This window comes from Leucothrix mucor DSM 2157, from assembly GCF_000419525.1.
Classification (GTDB): Bacteria; Pseudomonadota; Gammaproteobacteria; order Thiotrichales; family Thiotrichaceae; genus Leucothrix; species Leucothrix mucor.
The window spans coordinates 184,745-209,662 of sequence record NZ_ATTE01000001.1; the positions used below are offsets into that span (position 1 = coordinate 184,745).

General features: G+C 49.9%; 21 protein-coding genes. 10 read left to right on the top strand and 11 right to left on the bottom strand.

Annotation, left to right across the window (positions count from 1 at the left end; translation table 11 throughout):
* The first annotated feature begins 1 nt into the window (after position 1).
* The 6 genes from LEUMU_RS27625 to LEUMU_RS0100945 all read left to right on the top strand — a co-directional run bounded on the left by LEUMU_RS27625 (position 2) and on the right by LEUMU_RS0100945 (position 6,981).
* Positions 2–724 carry a hypothetical protein gene (locus LEUMU_RS27625; RefSeq protein WP_022950396.1) on the top strand — a complete coding sequence of 241 codons (723 nt, stop codon included), beginning with the start codon at positions 2–4 and terminating at the stop codon, positions 722–724.
* Positions 724–1,512, top strand: a complete 789-nt coding sequence (gene cbiQ / locus LEUMU_RS0100925; protein ID WP_022950397.1) for a cobalt ECF transporter T component CbiQ — start codon at positions 724–726, stop codon at positions 1,510–1,512. Before LEUMU_RS27625 ends, cbiQ begins: the two co-directional genes overlap by 1 nt.
* Positions 1,509–2,162 (top strand): energy-coupling factor ABC transporter ATP-binding protein, encoded by a 654-nt coding sequence (locus LEUMU_RS0100930; protein ID WP_022950398.1) that lies wholly within the window; start codon positions 1,509–1,511, stop codon positions 2,160–2,162. Before cbiQ ends, LEUMU_RS0100930 begins: the two co-directional genes overlap by 4 nt.
* 185 nt (positions 2,163–2,347) lie before the next feature.
* Entirely contained in the window at positions 2,348–3,742 is a 1,395-nt protein-coding gene (locus LEUMU_RS0100935; RefSeq protein WP_022950399.1) for an MFS transporter, read from the top strand.
* A gap of 224 nt (positions 3,743–3,966) precedes the next feature.
* Complete coding sequence (locus LEUMU_RS0100940) at positions 3,967–6,336, top strand: hypothetical protein (RefSeq protein WP_022950400.1); 2,370 nt, start codon at positions 3,967–3,969, stop codon at positions 6,334–6,336.
* An 87-nt stretch (positions 6,337–6,423) separates the two neighbouring features.
* Positions 6,424–6,981: a DUF2058 domain-containing protein gene (locus tag LEUMU_RS0100945; protein ID WP_022950401.1), complete on the top strand. Its 558-nt coding sequence runs from the start codon at positions 6,424–6,426 to the stop codon at positions 6,979–6,981.
* A 1-nt stretch (position 6,982) separates the two neighbouring features.
* On the opposite strand, the gene LEUMU_RS24040 is transcribed toward LEUMU_RS0100945, so the two are convergent.
* The gene (locus LEUMU_RS24040) at positions 6,983–7,567 is read right to left on the bottom strand and encodes a YehS family protein (protein WP_022950402.1); all 585 of its coding nucleotides are present in this window, start codon (positions 7,565–7,567) and stop codon (positions 6,983–6,985) included.
* 158 nt (positions 7,568–7,725) lie between these two features.
* Here LEUMU_RS24040 and LEUMU_RS24045 point away from each other — a divergent pair, with 158 nt between their 5' ends.
* Complete coding sequence (locus tag LEUMU_RS24045; protein WP_084707995.1) at positions 7,726–9,774, top strand: reprolysin-like metallopeptidase; 2,049 nt, start codon at positions 7,726–7,728, stop codon at positions 9,772–9,774.
* Positions 9,775–10,089: 315 nt separating this feature from the next.
* Here LEUMU_RS24045 and soxB read toward each other — a convergent pair whose 3' ends face one another.
* Together soxB and betC are read right to left on the bottom strand one after the other, a co-directional pair.
* Entirely contained in the window at positions 10,090–11,820 is a 1,731-nt protein-coding gene (soxB, locus tag LEUMU_RS0100960) for a thiosulfohydrolase SoxB (protein ID WP_022950404.1), read from the bottom strand.
* Between the two features lie 96 nt (positions 11,821–11,916).
* Complete coding sequence (gene betC, locus LEUMU_RS0100965; RefSeq protein WP_022950405.1) at positions 11,917–13,437, bottom strand: choline-sulfatase; 1,521 nt, start codon at positions 13,435–13,437, stop codon at positions 11,917–11,919.
* Between the two features lie 125 nt (positions 13,438–13,562).
* Here betC and betA point away from each other — a divergent pair, with 125 nt between their 5' ends.
* Positions 13,563–15,176, top strand: a complete 1,614-nt coding sequence (betA, locus tag LEUMU_RS24050) for a choline dehydrogenase (protein WP_022950406.1) — start codon at positions 13,563–13,565, stop codon at positions 15,174–15,176.
* 167 nt (positions 15,177–15,343) lie between these two features.
* Here betA and bmt read toward each other — a convergent pair whose 3' ends face one another.
* The gene (gene bmt / locus LEUMU_RS0100975) at positions 15,344–16,402 is read right to left on the bottom strand and encodes a betaine--homocysteine S-methyltransferase (RefSeq protein WP_022950407.1); all 1,059 of its coding nucleotides are present in this window, start codon (positions 16,400–16,402) and stop codon (positions 15,344–15,346) included.
* A 160-nt stretch (positions 16,403–16,562) separates the two neighbouring features.
* On the opposite strand from bmt, the gene LEUMU_RS0100980 reads away from it, so the two are divergent.
* Positions 16,563–17,297, top strand: coding sequence for an AzlC family ABC transporter permease (locus LEUMU_RS0100980; protein ID WP_022950408.1), 735 nt, complete (start codon positions 16,563–16,565; stop codon positions 17,295–17,297).
* A complete protein-coding gene (locus LEUMU_RS0100985; RefSeq protein ID WP_022950409.1) occupies positions 17,290–17,607 on the top strand; it encodes an AzlD domain-containing protein in 318 nt (105 codons plus the stop codon). Before LEUMU_RS0100980 ends, LEUMU_RS0100985 begins: the two co-directional genes overlap by 8 nt.
* On the opposite strand, the gene LEUMU_RS0100990 is transcribed toward LEUMU_RS0100985, so the two are convergent.
* The 7 genes from LEUMU_RS0100990 to LEUMU_RS0101020 all read right to left on the bottom strand — a co-directional run bounded on the left by LEUMU_RS0100990 (position 17,602) and on the right by LEUMU_RS0101020 (position 24,911).
* Complete coding sequence (locus LEUMU_RS0100990) at positions 17,602–17,988, bottom strand: DUF3461 family protein (protein WP_022950410.1); 387 nt, start codon at positions 17,986–17,988, stop codon at positions 17,602–17,604. The two genes, LEUMU_RS0100985 and LEUMU_RS0100990, sit on opposite strands and share 6 nt — an antisense overlap.
* 102 nt (positions 17,989–18,090) lie before the next feature.
* Positions 18,091–20,088, bottom strand: a complete 1,998-nt coding sequence (locus tag LEUMU_RS0100995; protein WP_022950411.1) for a hydantoinase/oxoprolinase N-terminal domain-containing protein — start codon at positions 20,086–20,088, stop codon at positions 18,091–18,093.
* A gap of 8 nt (positions 20,089–20,096) precedes the next feature.
* Entirely contained in the window at positions 20,097–22,130 is a 2,034-nt protein-coding gene (locus LEUMU_RS0101000) for an ASKHA domain-containing protein (RefSeq protein ID WP_022950412.1), read from the bottom strand.
* Between the two features lie 26 nt (positions 22,131–22,156).
* A complete protein-coding gene (locus LEUMU_RS0101005; RefSeq protein WP_022950413.1) occupies positions 22,157–23,056 on the bottom strand; it encodes a methyltetrahydrofolate--corrinoid methyltransferase in 900 nt (299 codons plus the stop codon).
* A gap of 49 nt (positions 23,057–23,105) precedes the next feature.
* On the bottom strand, positions 23,106–24,113 hold the full coding sequence (locus LEUMU_RS0101010; protein ID WP_022950414.1) for a methylenetetrahydrofolate reductase: 1,008 nt from the start codon (positions 24,111–24,113) through the stop codon (positions 23,106–23,108).
* A gap of 19 nt (positions 24,114–24,132) precedes the next feature.
* Positions 24,133–24,600 (bottom strand): methylenetetrahydrofolate reductase C-terminal domain-containing protein, encoded by a 468-nt coding sequence (locus LEUMU_RS0101015; RefSeq protein ID WP_022950415.1) that lies wholly within the window; start codon positions 24,598–24,600, stop codon positions 24,133–24,135.
* On the bottom strand, positions 24,600–24,911 hold the full coding sequence (locus LEUMU_RS0101020) for a virulence factor (RefSeq protein WP_022950416.1): 312 nt from the start codon (positions 24,909–24,911) through the stop codon (positions 24,600–24,602). Before LEUMU_RS0101020 ends, LEUMU_RS0101015 begins: the two co-directional genes overlap by 1 nt.
* Between the last annotated feature and the right edge of the window lie 7 nt (positions 24,912–24,918).

Genomic DNA, 24,918 nt, shown 5'->3' on the forward strand with positions numbered 1-24,918 from the left:
TATGTTGAGATTAGTATTACTTGGGGCTTTGTTTAGCTTTAGCGCTGTCGCAGCGGCGCACAATGTGGTGTCGGGTGTGTATGCCGATGGTATGAATATCGAGGGCGAAATCGGCTTTTCGAGTGGATTGATGGCAGAGTCTGGTGTGGTGGTTGAGGTGTTTAATGAGGCCGGCGAGAAGCTGGGCGAAACGCAACTTGATGACAATGGTTTCTTTACATATACCGCTAAAACCGTGGCGAAACACATCTTTAAAGCAGATTTAAGCTCTGGGCATATTGCTGAAATGACACTGGAAGCTGATGAGTTATCGGATGCTGGGCTTAAGTTAGCTGCGAAAGGTGCAGCAACGAATATTGCAACTGAGATTGTGTCAGCTAATGTAATGGCGGGCTCGAATGGCGTGAGTCAGGCAGCAAATGCTAGTGCTGGTGGATTTGCCAAGCAGTCTGCTGGAGCTGATACTCAGGCTGTCGCTGATAATGGGGTTGAGGCTGCTGCTGGCATTGTAGTCACTAATGCGGGCACGGCTATTTCAGCTGCTGAACTGCAAAGTCTGATCCGCAGTGCGGTGGCGCAACAAGTTCGACCCTTACAGAAAGAGCTTAGCGCGTATAAAGAGAAAGTGATGTTGCGGGATATTGCCGGTGGTTTGGGCTTTATCTTTGGTTTATTCGGGGTTGCAGCTTGGGCCTCGTCGCGACGTAAAACAGGGGCACAGTAATGCCGCAGTTTTTAGAGCACAGCATGACCTCCTGGAAAGGGCAGGAGGTCGAACATGCGCCGGGGCTAGTCGATCAGTTAGACCCGCGCGCACGAATACTGGCGGCATTGATCTTTGCACTGGCAGTGGTATTTAGTAAGAACTTATTGCTGCCATTCTTGGGCCTGCTACTGGCTTTCGGCTTTGCGCTAATGGCTTCGCTCAACCTGCGCCGTACTCTGCGTCGGGTCATTGCGATGGATATGTTTGTCTTGGTGATGGTGATTATGTTGCCATTCACCATGGCAGGCACGCCGCTGTTTTATGTGTTTGGCTTTGCAGCCAGCGAAGAAGGTTTTATCCATGCCATTGGAATTGCGCTAAAAGCCAATGCGGTGGTACTGGCGTTGTTGGCTTTGGTGGGTACACTGGAAGCCAGTAAGCTCGGCCATGCGTTAGGGCGCTTGCGGGTGCCGGAAAAACTGGTGCATCTGTTGCTATTTACTGTGCGTTATTTAGATGTGATCAGCCGTGAGTACAAACGCATGCGCAAAGCGATGAAAGCCCGTGCTTTTATGCCGCGCAATAGCTGGCACACTTGGCGTTCGTTTGGTTATCTGGTTGGCATGTTATTAGTGCGCAGTCTGGAGCGTTCGGAGCGTATTTATGCGGCCATGAAATGCCGTGGCTATTGTGGCAAACTTTACTTGTTCGATACCATGCAATGGCAAAAGCGCGATACCCAGCTGATGCTGTTTATGGCATTGTTTGCCAGCCTCGCACTCTTTATAGGATTGACGCTTAGATGACCGCACTGATTCGCGCAGAAGGAATTTCATACAGCTATCCGGTTCGCGGAATGGTGTTAGATCAGGCTGATTTGAGTTTGTTTGCCGGAGAGCGCATGTCGCTAGAGGGCGGCAATGGCGCGGGGAAAACCACTTTATTAAATCTACTGGTGGGTTTGAATAAGCCCAAAGCCGGTCAGATTTTCGCATTTGGACGCGAGCGCAAAGTCGAAGCGGATTTCATCGAAGTGCGCAGTAAAGCAGGATTTTTATTTCAAGACCCGGATGATCAGTTGTTTTGCCCCACCGTATTGGAAGACGTGGCATTTGGTCCGTTAAACCAAGGTAAGACACCCGCCGAAGCGCAGCGCCTTTCTTTGGAAGTGCTAGACTGTTTAGGGATGGCAGGCTTTGAGGATCGGGTCACGCATCAGTTATCGGGTGGGGAAAAACGCTTAATAACATTGGCTTCGGTACTGGCCATGCAGCCGGAAGTTTTATTGCTGGATGAGCCATCGAATGCGCTGGATTCACGTGCCCGTAGTCGCTTAATTGAAGTGCTGCAGTCGCTGCCGCAGGCAATGATTATTATCTCGCATGAGCCAAGCTTTTTGGATGCGCTGGTTACTCGGCGTACTCGGCTGGAAGCGGGTAAGGTCATTCCAGCCTGATTGCCAGTTTGAATGGATATCCTTTATTGGGCTTCTGAGGTTAGTAGGGAATAGCGTAAGTACAACCACCTTTCAGCGTGTCTGGTCAATGACCTGCACTTAAGAACAATTACCGTTTCAGAGGGCTTAGAGAATGTCCGATACTGAAGTGCAGTCATCGTTTTCATTTTCAGGGGGCTTAGTCAATGGTCAACACTGAAATACAATCACCGTTTCAGAATGCTAGCTTTCGGCGCTTATTTGCTGCGCAAATCACCTCGTTAGTTGGGAGTGGCTTTACGCAAGTGGCATTGGCTTTGCTGGCATTTGACTTGATGGGCGTGGAGGCTGCTGCGGTGCTTGGCATTGTGTGGTCATCGCGGGTGTTGGCTTCAGTCATTTTTGCGCCGATTTTTGGTGGGCTGGTGCACTTGCTGCCGCGTAAAACATGGTTGATTGGTCTTGATCTTGGGCGTGCTTTATTGGTCTGCGGGTTGTTTTGGGTAGATCAGCCGCTCATTTTATACCTGCTTATTTTTCTGATTAATGTGCTCTCGGCAGGCTTTACGCCCGTATTTCAAGCGGTGCTGCCAGATGTATTTCCCGATGAATCCACTTATACCCGTGCGCTTGCCTATTCCCGTTTAGCCTATGAAATGGAGCGTGTGCTAAGCCCTGCATTGGCGGGAGTGGCGCTGCTGCTAGTGACTTATCATTCTCTGTTTTTATTGAATGCGCTGAGCTTTGTGGCCTCAGCATTACTGCTGTTATTAACGGCGTTTCCAAAAGCCGTGCAGGGCGAGCGGGCTGGCGGCATTCTGCATAATATTACCTATGGCATTAATGGCTATCTACGCACGCCACGTTTGCAAGGGTTGTTGGCATTGCAGTTGGTCGTCGCTGCGACGGGTGCAGTGGTGATTGTAGATACCGTTGCCTATGTACAGGGTGATTTGGGTTTAAGCGAGCAAGCGACGGTTTGGGTCATGGTTGCTTCTGGCGCTGGTGCAATGTTGGCTGCACGACTGACGCCCTGGTTGCTGGAAAATCATTTTAGCGACCGTAAACTGATGTTGCTTGCCGGTGGCATGATGCTCCTAGCTTTAGCACCAATCACTATTTGGGCGTTAAATGTAATTGCGCTAGCAGTTTTCTGGGCGTGCATTGGCTTTGCTTCAGCGATTGTTTTAACCATATCCGGGCGTTTAATTACACGCTCTTGTCACGAAGGCGATCGCAGCGCCTTTTTCTCAGCGAATTTTGCCTTGTCGCATTTGATGTGGCTGTTGTGTTATCCGCTGGCTGGTTGGTGGGGCTCAGAAAGTATTGCGCAAGCGGCATTGGGCTTAGGTATTTTGGGACTGCTTGGATTGCTGGCTGCCGTCCGTTTATGGCCAGCGGATGATGCGATTACGCTAAAACACTATCACCCTGAAATGGATCACCTGCACCCGCATTATCACGATGCGCATCATCAGCATACGCACGACTATGAGTGGGATGGCGTAGAGCCACATGTACACCCGCATCATCACCATGCCATTCAGCATACGCATCGCTTTGTGATTGATGAGCATCATGGGCATTGGCCTAAGCATTAAATTAGCGGGTTGAGTGTTGTTGAATAAGTGTTTGTTTATTATGCTTAAAATTCGAAGTGTATTGGCATTAAGCAATTATCACGTTAGTAAACTGAGAATTATTTACCGTTGGTCTTTTTTCTCTTCACAGTGTTTTATTAATAAACACGTCGAGTACTCATTAGGCAGATAACAGGCTAGTATAGTGATTGGCTATACCCCTAAATCAACAAAAATAATTGCCAATGTGTCTAAAAACAAAGAATGCTTCCATCGCGGGAAGACCAAATCGTGCGCTGTTGTGCGCCAATTTTTTGGTGTTAAGTTTTACCGTAACGGCTTGTGGCTCGGGCTCTAGCTCGGGTGGCTCAGATGTGGGCGCGACTGCGGCCCACAATGAGAGTGGTGTTGCGGCGAGTCCTGAGGTGTCTAGTGTTCCTGCGGTGCCGGTTGTGGTGGTTGGTGGTTCCGCGGGTGGTTCAGTAACTGTTGATAGTACGCTTGCTAGTGGGAATGTTGCGGAAACTGAAACCGAGGTAGCAGAGAGCAGTGACTCAAGCGGTAGCTCTGAATCTGCTGAAGTAGCGGATGATAACTCATCTACTAATGGCTCCGACCAGACTAATGTGCCACGAGATGCATCTACTGATGAAAGTGAGAGCTCTGAGTCTGCAGTGGTATCGGACGACACTACTACCACCGAGAATTCTGACCCAACTGAAGCAGTGGATAATAGCGCCTCAACTGACGAACCTGATTTAACAGAGTCACCCACAGATAACACTCCGGCTGAAGAGCCTGAATTAGCCGCATCCCCAGATGACTCTTCAACAACTATCCAAGTCACCACCGGCAGCCTAACCCCAGGTTATGACTGGCGCTTACCTGCATCGGCAAACTTATCAACTGAAGGCGGCTTAGTTCGTGATACTTGGGCCGAAGATAAGCCTTACACCCAAAGCGTCTTTTACTCCATTCGCTGGGATGCGGTGTATCAAGCCGATGGCAGTTATGACTTCAGCGAGTTTGAAAACTGGATTCGAGACTACTCGCATGGCGACAGCATTTTGGTACGTCTTGAGGTTAATTCCCGCTGCGATACCCCCGTCAGTTTGCGTGAGATCTTCGAGTTTTATGCCGGTGGTTCCACGGTATTCTGGCAGTCCCGCTACCTAAGCGAACACCAACAATTCGTTGCAGAATTCGCCCAGCGCTTTGCCAATGATCCACAAATTATTGGTGTACACCTTGGTATTGGCGATGGAAATTACTCAGGTATCAAGCCAGATGAATACACCAGCACCACGATCACCAATGGTGTCAGCGTGACTCAAGATCGCTGCGATGAGGTGGATTATTTCCATGCCGACAGTGGCTGGGGCGAGTTTTGGATGACCGAAGCCGATTTAGAGCATGCCATGAGCAAAGGCTTTAGCAGCACGCAATTTGTAAATTCGGTACGCCATATCATCGACTCCAACCTAAGCGCTTTTGCAGGCAATGAGCACAAGTTAGCGTTTACCAATTTCGGTGACTTTGCTTATGATGAATACGGCCTGGAGGCTGTGGCCAGTACTGAAATTGATGCTATTAACGAGGGTCAGGATCAGCAAATCGTGCCTTATGTCATGGCCAGCGGTATCGGAAATCGTGACGGCTTGATTGAAGATTGGTTAAGTTATAACGATACGGTGTACGGCATGCAGTTTGAACCGGGCCCAAACAGCAGCTGTTATTTGCGCATGGATGAGGACTTTGCCGACAGTATTCAAGGGCGCTATTGGGGAACCGAAAATGAGGAATATGGCACCGAGGATTATCAAATTCTTCGCCATGGTCCGTTGGAAACTCATAACTACCGCTTTTTGATGTCATCGCTGCGTGCGTTACAGATGCGTCGCAATTATATTCAGATACACACGCCGGGTATGGATAGCCTGCCCATCAGTGAACATAACACCCCTGACTTACTTAACTATCTATCTAAAACAGTGGGCCGCACACGAGCCGATACACCGGATGCCTTTGTCGTCATGGGTGAGCGTTATATCCGCGAATACTATCTCAAAGGATTTCAGGAGACGGATTTTGGAAATGCATCTTTAGCCAGCTGCCAAATTGATACCGGTGGTGAGCGTTATGTTCAGGTGCGCGAGTTTGGTCGTTGGTTGACCGAAGTTGGTGGGCAGGGCGATAAGGCTGAGTTGGTCGATTTAAGTGAATTTCCCTCGATGTGGAGCGTACCGAACTATTTGGAGACACAAATTGCGGGTGATCATGACACTAAAAAGTATGAATACGCCGCACGTCGCAGTCATGAGTTTGTCTTTGATATTAATGATGAGGTGGTCGCTGAGCGTTGTGATAGTCCTTGTGAGTTAGAGGTCAAATTAGTGTTTCGTGACGATGTATCGACCACGTTGCAAGTAATGAACCAGGAGGGTGTGTTAAGCACGTTACAAACACTGGGTGATGGCGCGTTGAAAACTGCTAGTTTCCCAGTCAGTGCTGAGTTTGCTAACCAGTTTAGTGGTGGCGATTTTGGTGTAACGACTGCCGCAGTGGGCCAGCCATTTCCTGTTTTAATGACACGAGTGAATTTCCTGAAACAATAAGCGATTGGATTAGTATGGATTGCTTAAGGATCTGCTAAAATATTGCAAAATTAGCAAATTGGTTTGAAAGAATCAGGAGATAGCATCATGGCAGGATCATTACAGGATCAGCTCCTCGGAGCCGGTTTAGTGCATACGCAAAATGCAAAGAAGATCAAAACGGACAAGCATAAAGCCCAAGCAAAAAACCGTAAAAATAAGGTGGAGCTGGAAAATGAAGCGGCTGCACTAGCCGACAAAGTTCGCGAAGAGCAGCGTCTGAAAAGTCAGGCGCTAAATGAGCAGCGTAAGCAGGAAACTGAGAAAAAGGCAGTTGCTGCGCAAATTCGTCAAATCATTGAAATGAACAGTATTTTCAAAGGTAAGGGCGATAATTTAGTGGCGTACAATTTCACTGATTTTAATAAAGTGAAAACCCAATATATGACGGCTGCTAACATGGATTTGGTCGTGCGTGGACGGGTAGCAATTGCTCGCTTAAAAGACGTTTATCACCTGATTCCGGCAGAAGCGGCCAATAAGATTATCGAGCGTGATGAGAGTTTTATTGTGGTGCTGAATGATCCTAAAGCTCAGGAAAGCGGCGCGCCGGAAGAAGATGATCCGTACGCAGCTTTCCAAATTCCAGATGATTTGATGTGGTAAATCAGTCCTGAGTCGGGGTCGTTTTACCCCATTTAAACGTTGAGGGCTTCTTAGCGGGAGCCTTCTTCGGTTCAGCTTTAGCAGCAGACTTTGGTGCAGGGCGCTCAATCGGCTCTTTCGGTTCAATCTTATCCACGATGCGCATCTGCATACCACGCAGCAAATTCCGTAAAATCTGATCTTTACACGTGCGGTAGTGTTTGTGCGCAGGTTTGCGGAAAAATGCGCTTAGTTCGTGTGGGCTGATCTTCATTTCCGTCATTGCTAGCATTTCCAGCATATCTTCCGCTTGCAAATTCAGCGCAATTTTCAGCTTAGTCAGAATGATGTTATTCGTGAGCCGCTTCTCAGGCTCTGGCATCGGGCCATCTTTTTTGCCGCGTTTTTCAACAATAAACCCATTTAAAAAAGTTGCTAATTGCTGGTCGGTGCAGGCTTGAAAGGCTTCGTCATCATCCTTCTTTAGCCAGTCGCTGATCTCAGCGCGGGTGACAGTGAGGTTAGCTTTTCCGAAAGTAGCGATCATTTTAGAATCATCTAAGTCGAAAATGTAACGGATACGGCGTAATACGTCATTGTTGTTCATGTTTCATCCTGATGAGGTGGCGGCTTGAGAGCTCTGAATCGGCATAGCGTGACATACGTTCGGACAGTATTCAATCAAAACGGATTTGGCATAAGCTTTTGATTGAATTGCAGTATACGATATGATGGCTGTATTGGGCTGATAATTGGTGGGATTTAATGAGACGTAATTGCGCGTTGCTGGTACTGAGTTTAATGGGAACGCTAGGGCTTCCTTCAATCGTGACGGCAGCGGCCAGCTCTGCGACCGATTTATGGCAGGATATTGGTAGTACTGATGCGACTCAAGCGCGCTCAGTGGTATCGACTTCAAAAGTGTCTACTGCTGACGGACGCCGTTTAGCAGCGGATGCTTATGCATTGCTAGAGGCTTTGCAGGTTGGCTCCTCAATGCAGCTCCCCTTGCCACTTCCAAACGGCGAAATGGTGACTTACCAATTCAAACGCTCTTCCATTATGGCCGATGCTTTGGCCGCAAAATTTCCATCCATTCAAACCTTTTCGGCCTATCAAATCGATAATCCCGCTAACCGTGGCCGTTTTGATATTACGCCACAGGGTTTTCATGGCATGTTTAAGCATGACGGCGAATGGGTGTTTATTGACCCGGAAGCGCAAACGGACACCGGACAATACGTCAGTTATCTCGGTAAAAATGCCAAAGCTACCAGCCTGCGCAAGTTAGATACCGTGATACAAGGCAATAGCGACATGAGCTTTCAGCGCCGGCCGGATATTGCCATTCGCGCGATTTTAGGTGAAACGCTTCGAACCTATCGCTTGGCAGTCAGCGCTGCAGGGGAGTACACCCAATATAATGGCGGCACGAAAGCGCTGGGCATGGCAGCCATTACCACTGCAATTAATCGAGTAAATGAAGTTTTCCAGCGCGACCTATCCGTGCGCTTGGAGCTGATTGCTGATAATGACAAGCTGGTCTTCACCAATAGCGCGACCGACCCATTCGATAATTCTAATGATGATATTGAAGCCAATGTTGTTCTGCTGACAGATGAAATCGGTGCTGACAACTATGATATTGGCCATGTCGTTAATACCACCGATGGCGGAATTGCGGCGCTTGGGTTGTGTGACGACGCGCTTAAAGGCTATGGATTAACCGGCACTCCAGCACCGACCGGTGATGCCTTTTATATTGATTTTCTGGCACATGAGTTAGGTCACCAACTGGGTGCCAATCATACCTTTAACGGTACTACCTTAAATTGTGGTGGCAACAATCGTAACCCGACTACCGCTTGGGAGCCAGGCAGTGGCTCGACGATTATGGGTTATGCCGGAATCTGTGGCTCACAGGACCTACAAGACCACAGCGACGCCTTTTTCCATGTGGGTTCCATCGAAGAAATTGCTACAGCCATGGCCAGCACTAGCTGTGGAGTGGATACCGCCACGGAAAATAATATTCCAATCGTCGATGCTGGCGAGGACTACACCATTCCTGCCTCAACGCCATTTAAGCTAAGTGGCAGCGGCAGTGATGAAGACAACGATCCACTGACTTTCATCTGGGAAGAATTGGATTTAGGCACACGATCAAGCGGCGTCGCTTCCATGGTGGATAATGGCACGCGGCCATTGTTCCGCTCGCAGCAATTATCCGATGAGCCAGTGCGTTATTTACCGAACCTCTCCGATATTGTCGCAGGCACTCAAAGCCTCGGTGAAACCTATGCAACCACCGACCGCACGTTAAACTTCCGCCTAACCGCGCGAGATGGCAAAGGTGGAGTCTCAACCGATGCCATAGAGATCATCGTCGCCACCAACGATCAGCAATTTAAAGTAACCGAACCTGCAACCGGTGACAGCTGGCTAACCGGCGAAGTGCAAACCATCCGCTGGGATGTCGCAGGTACCAATGCCGCCCCCTACAACTGCAGTGCTGTCGATATCACTCTCTCCAAAGATAATGGCGCAACATTTGGCACATCACTCGGCGAAGCCATCCCCAACAATGGTGAATACAAACTCACCGTTGGCAACTATATCGCCGAAAACTCCAGAATTATGGTTGCTTGTTCCGACAATATCTTCTTCGCCGTCAATGAAGGAAGATTCCGAGTCTCTAAAGATGGCGAGCCAATCGAAAGCGCCGACAGTGGTGGAGGAGGCGGTAGCTTGCCATTGTGGTTCGTATTACTGCTAACGCCGTTCACTCTGCTTCGCAAAAACAGAACTCAATAGCTCTAAGCTAGATTATTAGATCAATCACTAGAACTTACAAAGCTAGCCTGACTCGTCTTGTATCGTCCTATCAATAGCGAGGTTGAATCACCAACCTCGCTAGCAAAAACAGCAACTATCACCAAGCAAAGTCTGCTACCAGCTCAAGCCTCTATAACAAAAAACTAGGTTAATTATCCAATCAACCGGCTCGGCAAAAAACCAGCCCCGCGCTTCGGAATTAAATAAGGGCATGTCCCCAGCAACGCTGGGTGTGCCCCGTTTTAATTGCGAAGTGCGGAGCGAATTCAGAGCACCAAAGCACAGAGCCTAACCCTATCCCTCAATACCAGGATTCCCCGTCACCCCCTTAAGCCGAGGCACATTCAACTCCACCGCCCCAATCGTTTTCTTATCCTTTAAATACCCCGCCACCACATCCCAGATAGGCTTATTCTCCGGCACATTCTCCTGCACACTTGCCCAGCCCGCCACCGGATATTCCTTCTTAGCATCCAGTGCCTTGCCATCTAATTCCATATCAGACACCCGACTGCCCATTTTAGCCGTCGGATCAAAGCTAAACTGCAAACCACCCACCCGCACCATATCCCCACCTTGCTGATAATAAGGGTCTGGGTTGAACAAGTTGTCAGCCACATCTTCCAGCACTTCTTTAATCAGCTCACCACTCATTAAATTGCGCGTTACTGTGCCGTAGGTGAGGGCGGTCTGATCGGCAACATGCTCAAAGGTAATCGGCTGACCGGGCAACACACTAGTACCCCAGCGAAACCCCGGAGAGAAAGCAATCGGCGCATCCAGCCCTTCCATTAGCGCATTACAAATCAGCTGGTCAAAAGTGCCATTGAAGTTACCGCGTCGGTACAGCACGTCATCGCAAACCGCTAACTCCTCAGCGAGTTCTTTCTGATACGGCGCGCGGATTTTCTCAATCAGATCACTCATGCCTTTGTCAGCTTTGATCAGATTCGAAAATACCGGCAGCAGTTTGTAGCGATAATCCGTGACCTTGCCGCCTTTAACTTCCAGATCCAGTACCCCTAAAAATTTACCATTAGAACCCGCATTGGTGACTAAGGTTTTGCCGCCAGAGTTCTCAACGATCACGGGTTGATACACGCCATCGTGAGTATGGCCGCCCATAATCGCATCAATACCGGTTACGCGGGTGGCCAGTTTCAAATCCACATCCATACCATTATGCGACAGCAAAATGACAGCCTGCGCACCTTTGCCACGTGCTTCATCCACCATTTCCTGCATACGATCATCACGAATTCCAAAGCTCCAATCCGGTACAAAGTGGCGCGGGTTGGCAATTGGGGTGTAAGGGAAAGCCTGTCCGATAATGGCCACGGGCACGCCATTGATTTCCTTAATCACATAAGGCTCAAATACCGGTTCTTCAAAATCATTGGTGATAATGTTCTGCGCGACAAAATCAATTTTACCGGCAAAGTCATTTTCGATAATCTCAACCACGCGGTCAGCGCCGAAGGTCATTTCCCAATGCGCGGTCATTACATCCACACCCAATGCTAATTGGGCATCGACCATATCTTGCGCATTGGTTTTAAGAGCGGTCCAGGAGCCTTGCCAAGTATCGCCACCATCTAATAACAAAGCGTCAGGGCGATTAGCGCGCAGTTGATCAACCAAGGTTTTTAAGTGGGCAAAGCCACCGACTTTGCCATATTTTTGCGCGGCTTCTGCAAAGTTGAGATTGGTAAAGGCGTGCGCTTCCATCGAGTTTGGCGCGATGCCAAAATGATCCAAGTAGTGTTTACCCACCAAATGCGGCACGCGGCCTTTCATATCGCCAACGCCAATATTGATGCCGGGTTCACGAAAATAGATAGGATTTAACTGCGCATGGCAGTCGGTGTAATGCAGCACGGACACATTGCCAAACTTGGGGAGGTCATACGGGTTAGCCGCCTTACTGCTGAGTATTGCCTCACCGGCATAAGCATTATTCAGCTGGAAACCTGCGGCACTAGCGGCGGCAAGCATTTGTAGAAACTCTCGGCGGTTCAGGCTCACGGTATCCTCCTCAAATGAGATATTGCGCCCATTTTAAAGCGAAAACGTGGGAATGTCCCTTTGCACATGAGAGATAGTGCAAAGGGACGTGCTGATTTACTTCGGTTTAGGGTAGCGGTTATTGGCTTCCAGCACATTCAAATCCATATGATTGCGCATAAAGCGTTCTTTAGAATCTTGCTGTGGTTGGAAGTCCCACGCTGTGAAATGGCCTTTGCGATTGGCAGAATCAACCAGCTTTCGACAGGCCTGACTAAGCTTTACTTCGCGGGTGAATTGTTCAAAGTCCCAACGTTGATTCATTTCCTCGGTGAATGCTTCTATGAGGTCGGTGTAGTCCGGATCATCCGCTAAGTTATTCAACTCTTGCGGATCAGTCTCAAGATTGAACAATTGCGTTGGATCATTCGGGCAATAGTTAAACTTATACGCCCCGCGACGAATCATAATCATTGGAGCGACTGAGCCTTCAGCGCAATATTCCGAGTAGGCAGCGCGTTCAGGATCTTCCTGTCCGGAGGCCAAACCAACTACACTGCGCCCATCAATTTCACAGACGAGTTTGGTGGGGTCACCACCCGCCAGCTCAATCAAGGTTGGCAGAATATCGTGATTGGCTACTGGTGTTTTAACGCAGCCTGGCTTAAATCGGTCTGGCGCAGTAATCACGAAGGGCACGCGACTAGAGCCTTCAAAGAAACTCATTTTGTACCATAAGCCACGTTCACCCAGCATATCGCCGTGATCAGCACACAGAATAATTTGGGTGCTATCGCTGAAATCACACTGATCCAATACCGCTAAAATCTCACCGATTTTATCGTCCAGATAGCTGATATTTGCAAAGTAGCCATGGCGCGCATTGCGAATATCGGCATCGGTCACCTCAAAATTAGTGTAATCCACTGCATCATACAGGCGCTGTGAGTGCGCATCTTGCTCAGCATAAGGGATGGTGGGAGTGACCGGCATTGGAATAGCATCGTGATCATACAAATCCCAGAACTCGCGGCGCGAGACATAAGGGTCATGCGGATGCGTGAAGCTGACAGTTAAGGCAAAAGGGCGTGGATCAAGGCGGCGCGCATATTGGTAGAGTTTTAGCTTAGCGTGATACGCCACATCATCATCAAATTCCAACTGATTGCTGATCTCCGCGACACCGGCTTCAGTGACTGAGCTTAGGTTGTGATACCACCAGTCGATACGCTCCAGAGGGTTCTCCCAATCCGGCGTCCAGCCAAAGTCAGCGGGGTAAATATCGGTGGTCAAGCGCTCTTCAAAGCCGTGTAACTGATCAGGGCCAACAAAGTGCATTTTGCCACTGAGGGCGGTTTGGTAACCCATGTCGCGCAGGTAGTGCGCAAAGCTTGGGGTTGTGGCTTTAAACTCGGCGGCATTGTCATACACGCCGTTACGCGATGGCAACATGCCAGTCATAAAGCTGCCACGAGAAGGGGTGCACAAAGGGCTGGAGGTGTAGGCGTTATCAAATTTCACGCCACGGTCGATCAGTTTACGCAGGTTGGGAATGTGCAGGTGATTGATCATGGCATCGTCTAGCAGGGTGCCGGTCATTTGATCGACCATGAGAATCAGGATATTCGGTTGTGGCATGACTTTCTCCAAGGGTGATAGCAGTGACTGCTTGGGCTAGAATAGTTTTTTTTAATTAACTGTTCAATATAAAATGAGGTACAATTTCGACAATTAAAAAGCCAGCCAGTGGAGGCGTGTGTTAGATGCAAACTAAAGAATATGATTACGTGATTGTGGGTGCTGGTTCGGCAGGTTGTGTCTTGGCCAATCGCCTGACGGAAGATGCGAATGTGTCTGTGCTGTTATTGGAGTACGGTGGCAGCGACCGCAGTATTTTCATCCAGATGCCGACCGCCTTATCCATCCCGATGAATACCAAAAAATACAACTGGCAGTACGAGTCACAGCCTGAGCCTAATTTGGATAATCGCTTAATGCATTGTCCGCGCGGTAAAGTGCTGGGTGGTTCTTCCTCCATTAATGGCATGGTGTTTGTGCGCGGAAATGCAGGCGACTTTGATGAGTGGGAAGCGCACGGAGCCACTAACTGGGGCTATAAAGATTGCCTGCCGTATTTTAAAAAGATGGAAGATTGGGCCTTTGGTGCCGATGATTTTCGTGGAACTGGCGGCCCGCTAGCGGTCAATAACGGTAATAATCGCCAAAACCCGCTATACGATACCTTTGTGAAAGCTGGCCAGCAGGCGGGCTACATGAAAGCCGAAGACTACAACGGTGAAAGTCAGGAAGGCTTTGGCCCGATGCACATGACGGTGAAAAACGGCGTTCGTTGGTCAACGGCAAATGCTTATTTGAAGCCTGCCATGAGCCGCCCGAATTTGACGGTAGAAACCCATGCGCTGAGCCGCCGTATTTTGCTGGAAGGCAAAAAAGCCGTTGGTATTGAATATGAGCAGGGCGGCACGATTAAGCAGGTTAAAGCCAAGCGTGACGTGATTGTAAGTGCAGGGCCGATTGGTTCGCCACAGTTACTACAAGTCTCTGGCATTGGGCCAGCAGATGTTCTGAAAAAAGCAGGCATTGAAGTAAAACATGATCTGCCTGGTGTGGGTGAAAACCTGCAAGATCATTTGGAGTTCTATTTCCAGTACAAATGTAAGCAAGCAATTACACTAAATGGCAAGTTGAATCTATTTAGCAAAGCGCTGATTGGTATGCGTTGGATTCTGTTTAAAACAGGGCTGGGCGCGACCAATCACTTTGAGTCTTGCGCGTTTATTCGCTCAAATGACAAAGTAGCTTTCCCTGATCTGCAGTACCATTTCCTGCCAGCGGCCATGCGTTATGATGGTAATGCGGCATTTGATGGTCATGGCTTTCAGGTGCATGTTGGTCATAACAAGCCTTTTAGTAGGGGCTCTGTTCGGGTTAAGTCTGCTGACTTTAGCGAGAAGCCGGAGATTCAGTTTAACTACCTGCAAACGCCGGAAGATATTGAAGCCTTCCGCCAGTGTGTGCGATTGACTCGTGAAATTATTGAGCAACCAGCCTTTGATGAATACCGCGATGGCGAGATTCAGCCGGGTGAAGCGGTGCAGACTGATGAGGAGATTGATGCCTTTGTACGTCAGGCGGTGGAGAGTGCTTATCATCCATCGTGCAGCTGTAAGATGGGTACAGATGATATGGCTGTGGTTGATCCTGAAACCCGGGTGCGTGGGATTGAAGGGTTACGGGTTGTGGACTCTTCGATTTTCCCGACGATTCCAAATGGGAATTTGAATGGGCCTACGATTATGTTGGCTGAAAGAGCGGCGGATTTGATTAAGGGTAAGGGGATGTTGGAAGCGCTATAAGCTCCAAAGTGCATAGCGACTACTCAAGCTCGGTACGCTGTATTGGGCGGTCGCTTTTAGAATTGAGTCGCTTATCTGGCCTTAAATAAAGCAGCACACAAAATAAAGGCGCGGCAGTCATTAAACTGCCGCGCCTGATTAGCCATTTAATAGCTGAATGCTAAAGATCAATCACGTTTACGACGACGCGACTCACGTGGCGCACCATCACCACCCGAAATCGCGCCCTCCATCACACTCATCTCACCTCGATTCTGCGCTTTAGCGCCAACTGAAACCTCACCCAGCCGCGCTTCAACTTCAGCCACTGTCGGCTTTTCACCCTTAATGTGCTCATCCAGTGCTTCACGCATCGCACGAATATGCTCTGGTGTCGTACCACAGCAGCCGCCAATAATCCGAGCACCCGCATCAATTGCCATACGCACATAATCGGCCATGATTTCAGGCGTGCCGTTGTAATGAATCTTACCTTCGACATACTCCGGAATACCGCAGTTGGCCTTAGCCACATAGATATTCTCTTCATTGTCCGAAGCGTTGCCCATATTCAAAATAGCAACGACCAGCTCAGAAGCACCGACACCGCAGTTAGAGCCACACGCCGTTGGCGGGTGCTCGGAGTGCTCATACAGGTTCACCAAATCAGCCGGTGTAACACCCATCATCGAGCGGCCGTTAATATCAAAGCTCACGGTGCACACTGTCGGCAGGTCAGTCGTTGCAGCGCCAGCTAAGGCTGCTTGCACTTCTTCCAGTGACGACATGGTTTCAATCCACAAAATATCTGCACCACCGGCTGCCAGTGCCTGAGCTTGTTCAGCAAAAGCGGCGGTCGCAGATTCCATGGTCAGTGCGCCCATTGGCTCCATTAGCTCGCCAGTCGGCCCCATTGAGCCGGCCACTAAAATCTTGCGTTCAGTGGTGGCATCAGCACATTCACGGGCAATGCGTGCGCCTGCTTCATTCAGCTCGGTTACGCGGTCTTGCGCATCGTGCAGCTTTAAGCGAAAGGTGGTGCCACCAAAGGTATTGGTTAGCACAATATCAGAGCCTGCTTCGATAAAGCTCACATAATTGGCCGCAATGCGATCCGGATGATCAACGTTCCACAACTCCGGTGAGTCACCGGTTTGCAGGCCCATCGCGAACAGATTGGTGCCAGTTGCACCATCGGCCAATAAATAAGGACGCATTTTTAATAAGTCACGAAGGCAGTTAGTCATATTCAGATCCTGAAAAATAGTATTTTGCAGCACTTTAGCGGGTTGTCAGCGTGCTAACAAGGCGCAATTTTTAGAGGTCAGACTGCGTTTTATTTATCACGTGACCCATCATCGCGTTCGGGATACTCTAGGCCGTCGTAAAATTAACCGGGGAAATAACATGGCAACACAACGCGTAGACTGGGGCTTATTTCTACAAGGCGCTAGGGATACGTTGCCACTGATTGTCGCGGCGATTCCGTTTGGAATTGTGTATGGCGCAATGGCACAGGCGGCGGGCTTAACGCAATGGGAAGCGCTGGGCATGTCCTTATTTGTGTTTGCGGGCTCTTCGCAATTTATTGCCGTCACTTTGCTGGCCAGTGCAGCCGCCTTTCCAGTGATTGCGATGACGGTGTTTATCGTCAATCTGCGCCACATGTTGTATTCCGCCAGTTTAATGCAAGCGGCCAAGCAGGTTCCTGCCTTGCTGCGAGTGCCGATGGCCTTTTGGCTGACCGATGAAACCTACGCAGTAGTGGCCAATCGCCTGCGGGCCAAGCAAGACTCCGGCACCGGCTTTTACACCTACTACATTGGCTCTGCACTGACGATGTATCTCAACTGGCAGCTGTGTACCTGGATAGGTGTAATGGTTGGCGAGAGCGTGCCAGATATGACGCAATGGGGATTGGATATTGCGATGGTGGTTGCCTTTATCGGGATTGTGGTTCCTGCACTGCAACACTTGGCGCATTGGGCTTGTGCAGCAACCGCTGCCGTGAGTATCTTGCTGACTTATGATTGGCCGCATCAAAGTGGCTTGCTGTTTTCCTCATTGCTGGCCATTGCGGTGGGCATTCTAGTATTAAAACGACAACAGGCATGTGAACAGGCGAGGGCAAGTCATGAGTGATTATTGGTGGTTAATTGTTGGGATGACGGCGCTGACATTCTTGCCGCGTTATTTGCCATTGGCATTAGCGGGTAAGGTGCATATTCCGCCATTATTGGCGCAGGCGCTGGAATTTGTACCGATTGCCGTATTGACGGCGATTATTGTGCAGGTGAGTTTGGTGCGGGATGGGAGTGTAATGATCAGCACGGAGAATCCTTATCTGATTGCGTCCGTGCTGGCCTTTTTAACGGCACTGAAAACCCGTCACCTTATGCTGACGATTGTCGTCGGACTGGTTACGTTTTCTCTGTGTCGTTTTATCTTATAGCTTGTGTAGCAGGCTACGAATTTCTTCGTGTGCAGATTTAATTTCCTGCTCGATCTGAGACATGCGCTCAAGGATGTGCTGCTTCTGGTCAACGATAGATCCACGCTTAGCAATTAACTCATCCAGCTCAGAAACTGCTCGGCTCAGAAACGGTGAAATCTCATGGATTTCGCGCGTTGGCTGATGGATGTCGCCCGTAGAAACCATCTTAGCAGAACGGCCAAAACGGAATGTTTTGCGGTCCGGCAAGAAAGAGCCTTTTTGGCGCTCATAAAAAATCTTTAGTACATCGCCATCATTGCCTTCCTGATGTAGCGTGTAGTGTTTAATTTGGTCTGTACGTTTGACGTCCATTTCCGCCAACGTTGGGTAATCACTCATGTTTTAGTCCTGATTTGTTTTAGTTAAGTAACAATCTATACCATATTGTAGGTCAAATTTAGAGGCAATGTTAGTACTCTACTGCACAAGCGCATACCAAAACTATAGCGGCGCCGCTAAACATTCTGCGGTGATTGTCGCTGAAATCAAGCCCGTATCGCCCTGCATATTTGGAATATCCAAACGCTCAACGTGTATCTCGACTTTCGGGTGTTTAGTTTGCATCGCGGCGGCTTTTTTCAGCGCACTTTGAGTAGCCAGTTCCCGAGCCTGAGTAATGGCTTCAGCGGGATTAATCACATGAATGGGCTCGCCATCCTGATGTAAATGGTAGCCACCTTGTACCGCTGAACTGATCTCAATAACGGTGTGTACTTTCACCACCCCAATCGCCGCACCAATGGCATTAGCCACCTCGCTTCCGGTCGGAATAATGGGAGTAATTCCCAATCGCTCTCCAACCGTGCCGTAAAAAACCTGCGCTGGCCCACCCACGGCCACTAATGGAATAGAAGGTGTCAGCGATAAATTCAGATCACCTAATTGCAAACTACCCTGACAAATACTGCTAATGATCGGGTCAGTTGGCGCGAAGCTGTGACCGGCTAATCGCTCTAGTAATAAATGGGTACTTTTAGCGACCATGGCATCATAAATTTCCTGCGCAAAGGCGCGGCATTCCTGATCCATATTGGCATCGTTATAGGTTATTTTTCCGTGGGAACGGCCAACCATCAGGCAGACTAATTCAGCAGCTTCGCGCGACCATTGGGACTGCCGGTCGAGCACATGCGCTGCATCGCTGGGGGTAAAGCCACCGACTTGCAGCAGGCCACGGTCCACCAAACGCGTCACCCGATTGCGGTCAGACACCCGATTCACCAATTTTGACCAGCGCACGGGCTGATCCATAATGAGTGATAAGAACTCGCAGTCCGCTTCGCTAAGATCTTCCGGTAGCGGGTGGCGGTCATAGCCATCGGGGCGCACTAAAAACATCGTTGCCATGCCAAGGCCCATGCCTTGGCTGAGGCTTTGTTTCATGTCTTTGATCACGGATGGCCAGCGCGAACCTAGCAGCGCTAATGGCACCACGCGATTAGCCTGCAAGGTAATACGACCACGGTGATCAATTTCAATCGCGCTATCGCCACCTAAGCCAATGGTTTGCATATCAATGGCTTTTACCATGGTGCGAAAGCCACCAATCATAGAGCCGGCTTCATTGAGGTCTGGCCAGCCGTTTTTAACAATCGCTACATCGGTAGTGGTGCCGCCAATATCTGAGATAATAAAGTCGCTTTCACCCGATAAGAAATTAGCGCCAATCACGCTGGCGGCCGGGCCGGAGAGAATGGTTTCAATTGGGCGCTCAATCACTGTTTCAGCGCTGGCAATCGAGCCATCACCTTTTACAATCATTAGTGGGGCGGTAATCGCGTGATTCGCCAAAGCATCACGAACCGCATCAACCAGCGCCACAATCAAAGCAATAATACGAGCATTAAAGGCAGCGGTGAGTGCGCGGCGCGGGCCATTTAGCGCTTCGGATAAATCACAAGAAGCCGTCACCGGACAGCCTGAAATCTCATGGATTAAGGCCTGCGCCCGTCGCTCATGTTCAGGGTTGCGCACAGAATAATGCGAAGCCACGGCATAAGCACCGACCTTGCCAGCATTCTCCCCCAGCATGTTACGAATCGCTGCTTCATCCAACATCGTTGCTTCGCTACCATCATAACTATGGCCACCAGCCACCCGAGTGACCAACGCAGAGGGAATCGCCGACTCCAGATTACTGCGCTCTAACATCACATCATCAAAGCCAATCAGCAATACACCAATGCGCGAGCCTTGGCCTTCCACCAATGCATTGGTCGCCAGTGTGGTTGAGAGTGAGACTAGAGAAATAGAGTCTGCTGAGACCTCGTCACTGGCTTGCTGCATTACCTTATCCAGCGCTTCAATTACGCCAATGGATAAGTCGCCACGGGTGGTTAGCGCTTTGGCAGAGGCCACCAGTTTACGGCTTTGATTGTCGATAATCACCGCGTCGGTATAAGTGCCGCCAGTGTCGATTCCGATATTGTAGCTATTCATGCTGCGACTTAACCTCTGCGACGACGGCGTCGGCGGCCATCACCATCTTCATTGCGATTGCCCCCGGCTTTTTCGGGCGGCTTAGCGACCACGGAAAACAAATTCGGGAAAGGGTCAGTGTCATGCGGGAATGCCATCGCACCCACAAAATACTCCTGAAACTTAGTTTCTACGGCGGTTTCAATTTTCTCAATACTGCGAACCACGCGCTCAATAATATAGCGGGATTCTTTATTCAACAGGGCAATGCGCGCACCAGTTCCGGCAGCATTTCCCGCCGACGCCACTTGCTCCAATGGGCAGTCTGGAATCAGTCCCAATACCATCGCATGTTTTACATCAATATGACTTCCGAAGGCTCCGGCTAATCGAATGCGCTCGATTTGGGTGACGCCTAATTTATCCATTAATAAGCGCACACCAGCATACAGCGCGGCTTTACCCAACTGAATCTGGCGTACATCATTTTGCGAAACTGAAATCACCCGATCAGGGCGGCCCGAACCATCGTCATAAAGCACATAAGACCAAGTGCGCTCATTAGGAATAATCCGTGAACTGACTGCCGCTAAATCGCCATCCACCACGCCATCTTTGCTGATAATGCCCGCCAGATACATTTCGGCGATGACTTCAATAATGCCGGAGCCACAAATGCCATTCACGCCAATCTTCTTAATTTCGTCCTGAAAGCCATCTTCATTTGACCAAAGTTCGGAGCCAATCACGCGAAAGCGGGGCTCTTTGGTAATAGGGTCAATACGAACTCGCTCAATCGCGCCGGGTGCCGCACGTTGGCCGCAGCTGATTTGTGCGCCTTCAAAGGCAGGGCCGGTGGGGCTTGAGCAGGCCATTAGGCGATCTTTATTACCGAGAACGATTTCTGCATTGGTGCCCACATCCACCAGCAAGGTAATTTCATCTTGTAGCTGTGGCTCTTCAGAAAGCACCATACCCGCCGCATCGGCACCCACATGCCCGGCGATGCAGGGCAGAATATAGATCATGCCACCGGCATTAATTTTGATATCCATGTCTTTGGCGCGGGTGCGAATGGCTTCATCGGTCGCCAGTGCAAAGGGCGCGCCACCGAGTTCTACCGGATCAATTCCCAGCAGAATGTGATGCATAATGGGATTGGCCACCATCACCAACTCCATGACTTCATCCAGCGCAATATCCGCGTTTTCAACAATCTCAGCAATCAGCTTATTTAAACCGTCGCGAATGGCGTGGGTCATTTCACCCGCACCTTCAGGATGCATCATCACATAGGAGACGCGGCTCATGAGGTCTTCACCAAAGCGAATTTGGGGATTCATCAAACTACCGGACTGTATAACCTCGCCACTGTGCAAATCACACAAATGTGCTGCTACGGTGGTAGAGCCCACATCAATGGCGAGACCATAGGCTTTCTCTTTAAAGCCCGGCCACAGTGAGACAATTCGGCGACCGTCATATACCGCGGCGGTGACTTTCCATTCGCCAGAGCGCAGTACCGGTTGCAGGGTTTGCAGCAGGCTTAAGTCATATTCCAGATCGACCAAACCCCATTCGCGTTCCAGCGCATCGCAAACCCGTTGCATATCACCGCTTGGCTTATGCATGTCGGCTTCTTCTACGTCGATGTAATGAAGTTGAATGGTGCTGTCGAGGGTGATATCGCGCAGGTCCGCATCTTTGCGTACGACCTGTTTGTGTACCTGACTTTCCGGCGGCACATCAATGATGACATCGCCTTCCAGCAAGGTGTGGCAACTTAAGCGGCGGTTTTCTGCCAGCACTTTGCGCTTAGCCGAGTACTTTTTCTCAGCTTCAGACAAAGGGTTCAGATGTGAAATGCTGGAGACGATTTGGTGCTTCTGAAAGTTGCCTTCCATGCACTCGACCTGACAGCGGCCGCAAATCCCACGACCACCACAGACAGAATCAATATCAACGCCCAAGCTCTGAGCGATTTGTAATAACGGTGTGCCTAAGGGGAATTTCCCACGACGCCCAGAGGGCATAAACACAACTTTGGCGGTTTTGTTAGTCAATGGGATAGCTCCTCAAAAAATTATTGTTATGAACGGCGACGACGGTTGCCAGAGGTACGAGTACCGCGCGCGCCTTCTGCTGGTGCCTGACGGTATTTGCGAATCCAGTTGGCACAATCCGGATCATTACCCATCATCACATCGCCACCGAGTACTGCCTGAATGACTTCAGGATGCAGCGGGCTGGTAATCGCGGAGGTCATGCCCGCACCCATTGCCATGCTCAAAAAGGCACTGTTAACGCCGTTGCGATTTGGGAGGCCGAAGCTTACATTAGAAGCCCCGCAAGTGGTATTCACTTTTAGCTCATTACGTAGGCGTGAAACCAGCGCCATGACTTGCTTTCCGGCGGTATTGATCGCACCAATTGGCATCACTAAGGGGTCAACCACAACACGGTCGTGGGAGATGCCATAATCCGCTGCACGCTCAACGATTTTCTTCGCCACTTCAAATCGCACATTCGGATCTTCGCTTATGCCGGTCTCATCGTTTGAGATGGCCACTACCGAGGCATTGTATTTTGCGACCAGAGGCAATACGCGATCTAGTGACTCATCTTCACCGGTTACCGAGTTCACCAGCGCACGGCCTTGATACACCGCCAAACCCGCCTCCAGCGCATCAATAATCGAAGAGTCAATACACAGAGGTGTGTCAGTCAGCGACTGCACTAATTGAATCACTTCTGCGAGAATGCGTGGTTCATCCGCCAGTGGAATCCCCGCATTAATATCCAACATGTGCGCACCGGCGGCAATTTGTGCCAAGGCATCTGCTTCCACACGGCTGTAATCCCCGACTTTCATTTCTTCCGCGAGGATTTTACGACCGGTCGGATTAATGCGCTCACCAATGATCACAAAGGGATGATCGAAACCGATTTTTACTTCTTTAGTTGGCGATGTGATGATGGTGGTTGTCATGATGATGTCTCTCCAAGGGGCCGTCTATTGCGGCTAAATAAATGAGGGTTTATGCCTGAGTAATTGCCGCTTCGCGTCCGGGGAACCAAGGGATGCGATCACCGAGTACACCCGAGTTCTGCACGATTTCAGCCACGGCATATTCCATGCGATAGGCCATAATGTGTACGCCATGTACGCCGGGCATTTCTTTAATGGCATTGACCATGTCGGTACAAATATTGATGCCTTCCTGTTTTTGGTTTTCAGCACCAGCCAGTCGTTTGATAATGGCATCCGGAATATGCACGCCGGCAACATTGCTACGAATCCACTCCGCCGCGCGAGCAGAAGCTAGCGGGCCGACACCGGGTAAAATAAAGACTTTTTCGTGCAGTCCCATATCCACTACCTGATCCATATAATTGCGCATCATTTCAATATCAAAGCAGTATTGGGTTTGCACAAACTGAGCGCCGGCCGCTACTTTTTTAGCAAGGCGGTGAGGGCGGTAGTCAAAGGGTGGTGCGAAAGGATTAGCCGCTGCACCCAGAAAGACTTCCGGCGCTTTGCTGAGCTTGCGGCCACTTAAAAAGCGACCCTCATCACGCATGCCGCGCACCATGGATAAGGCTGACATGCAGTCCAAATCAAATACGGGTTTTGCTTCAGGGTGATCGCCAGATTGCACGCCATCGCCACTCAAACACATGATGTTCGCCACGCCCATCGCCGAAGCGCCAAGTACATCACCCTGAATCGCAATGCGGTTACGATCGCGGCAAGAGACTTGCATCACCATTGAGTAACCGTTGTGAGCGAGTAGGGCACACATGGCCACGCTAGACATATGGCAGTTAGCGCCTGAGCCGTCGGTGGCATTGATTGCATCGACATAGCCATCAAATACTTCGGCGCGCTCATACACTTCATTGGGGTCGGCAGAGTCCGGTGGGGCTATTTCTGCGGTGACGGCAAAGTGTCCCGCGCGCAATACCCGCTCAAAGCGGCCGGGTGAGGTGTGTCCGGGTAGTACCTTAAGGTTTTCACCGGGATTGGTTTCGTCATCAAAAAACATGGCGTCGTCTCGTTAGGACTCAGGAATTAGAGCGGGCTTGCTGACGTTTCTGGCGTACTTCACGTAGCCAGGCAGAGGTGCCTTTTTTGCGGGCATCCAGTGCAGGCTGAATAATCTGAATCGCCTGCTCCGTTTGCTTCATATTTTTGGTGCCTTCCCAAGCCACCACCCACACGCAATCCATATCGGGTTTGACTTCACATTTGCCATTAGGGCGCACGCCGCCACAAGGTCCATTGCGAATGGTTTTCGGGCAATTCATGGGGCAGGACATACCCGTGGAACCCAGTGTGCACTGGCCGCAGGATTGTGAATCAAACAGCAAACCTTTGGTGGCTTTTTCAACCGCCATAAACGGTTTTTCCAGTCGCTCATAGCCAATTTTTTCCAGCAAGGGAGCGGCTTTTAACAGACTGTTTTCAACACCACTGTAAATATGATGCAGGGTGTTTGAGTGCTTGGCAGACCAGCGGCGAAGTCGGTACATCAGGCGCTCTCCTCGTCTAGCCCGCCAGCGGCGACCAGACTTTTTAAGCGCTCATCGGGGTAGGCCGTCTCCAGTAACTCTGCTTCGCTAGCGGCTTGTGCCTGAATGTCATCCGCATTATCGCAAGGCTCGCTGACGCGTCTCCACTCCTCAACATAGTCATCCGTTCCGGCTTTTCCAGAGCGCATGGCGGCATCATCAATGGCGACTTGGAAGCGTTGGCTTAGCACCATCTTTCCCTTATTGCGGCCACGTTTGATAATTACCTGCGAGGGGATATCCCTCCAGTAAACGATAATTTTATCAGGCATGTTGCTG

Excerpts from the sequence above, each read along its gene's own strand:
- LEUMU_RS27625 (WP_022950396.1), top strand. The coding sequence starts at position 2 with ATGTTGAGATTAGTATTACTTGGGGCTTTGTTTAGCTTTAGCGCTGTC.
- cbiQ (WP_022950397.1), top strand. The coding sequence starts at position 724 with ATGCCGCAGTTTTTAGAGCACAGCATGACCTCCTGGAAAGGGCAGGAG.
- LEUMU_RS0100930 (WP_022950398.1), top strand. The coding sequence starts at position 1,509 with ATGACCGCACTGATTCGCGCAGAAGGAATTTCATACAGCTATCCGGTT.
- LEUMU_RS0100935 (WP_022950399.1), top strand. The coding sequence starts at position 2,348 with ATGGTCAACACTGAAATACAATCACCGTTTCAGAATGCTAGCTTTCGG.
- LEUMU_RS0100940 (WP_022950400.1), top strand. The coding sequence starts at position 3,967 with ATGTGTCTAAAAACAAAGAATGCTTCCATCGCGGGAAGACCAAATCGT.
- LEUMU_RS0100945 (WP_022950401.1), top strand. The coding sequence starts at position 6,424 with ATGGCAGGATCATTACAGGATCAGCTCCTCGGAGCCGGTTTAGTGCAT.
- LEUMU_RS24040 (WP_022950402.1), bottom strand. The coding sequence starts at position 7,567 with ATGAACAACAATGACGTATTACGCCGTATCCGTTACATTTTCGACTTA.
- LEUMU_RS24045 (WP_084707995.1), top strand. The coding sequence starts at position 7,726 with ATGAGACGTAATTGCGCGTTGCTGGTACTGAGTTTAATGGGAACGCTA.
- betC (WP_022950405.1), bottom strand. The coding sequence starts at position 13,437 with ATGCCACAACCGAATATCCTGATTCTCATGGTCGATCAAATGACCGGC.
- betA (WP_022950406.1), top strand. The coding sequence starts at position 13,563 with ATGCAAACTAAAGAATATGATTACGTGATTGTGGGTGCTGGTTCGGCA.
- bmt (WP_022950407.1), bottom strand. The coding sequence starts at position 16,402 with ATGACTAACTGCCTTCGTGACTTATTAAAAATGCGTCCTTATTTATTG.
- LEUMU_RS0100980 (WP_022950408.1), top strand. The coding sequence starts at position 16,563 with ATGGCAACACAACGCGTAGACTGGGGCTTATTTCTACAAGGCGCTAGG.
- LEUMU_RS0100985 (WP_022950409.1), top strand. The coding sequence starts at position 17,290 with ATGAGTGATTATTGGTGGTTAATTGTTGGGATGACGGCGCTGACATTC.
- LEUMU_RS0100990 (WP_022950410.1), bottom strand. The coding sequence starts at position 17,988 with ATGAGTGATTACCCAACGTTGGCGGAAATGGACGTCAAACGTACAGAC.
- LEUMU_RS0100995 (WP_022950411.1), bottom strand. The coding sequence starts at position 20,088 with ATGAATAGCTACAATATCGGAATCGACACTGGCGGCACTTATACCGAC.
- LEUMU_RS0101005 (WP_022950413.1), bottom strand. The coding sequence starts at position 23,056 with ATGACAACCACCATCATCACATCGCCAACTAAAGAAGTAAAAATCGGT.
- LEUMU_RS0101010 (WP_022950414.1), bottom strand. The coding sequence starts at position 24,113 with ATGTTTTTTGATGACGAAACCAATCCCGGTGAAAACCTTAAGGTACTA.
- LEUMU_RS0101015 (WP_022950415.1), bottom strand. The coding sequence starts at position 24,600 with ATGTACCGACTTCGCCGCTGGTCTGCCAAGCACTCAAACACCCTGCAT.
- LEUMU_RS0101020 (WP_022950416.1), bottom strand. The coding sequence starts at position 24,911 with ATGCCTGATAAAATTATCGTTTACTGGAGGGATATCCCCTCGCAGGTA.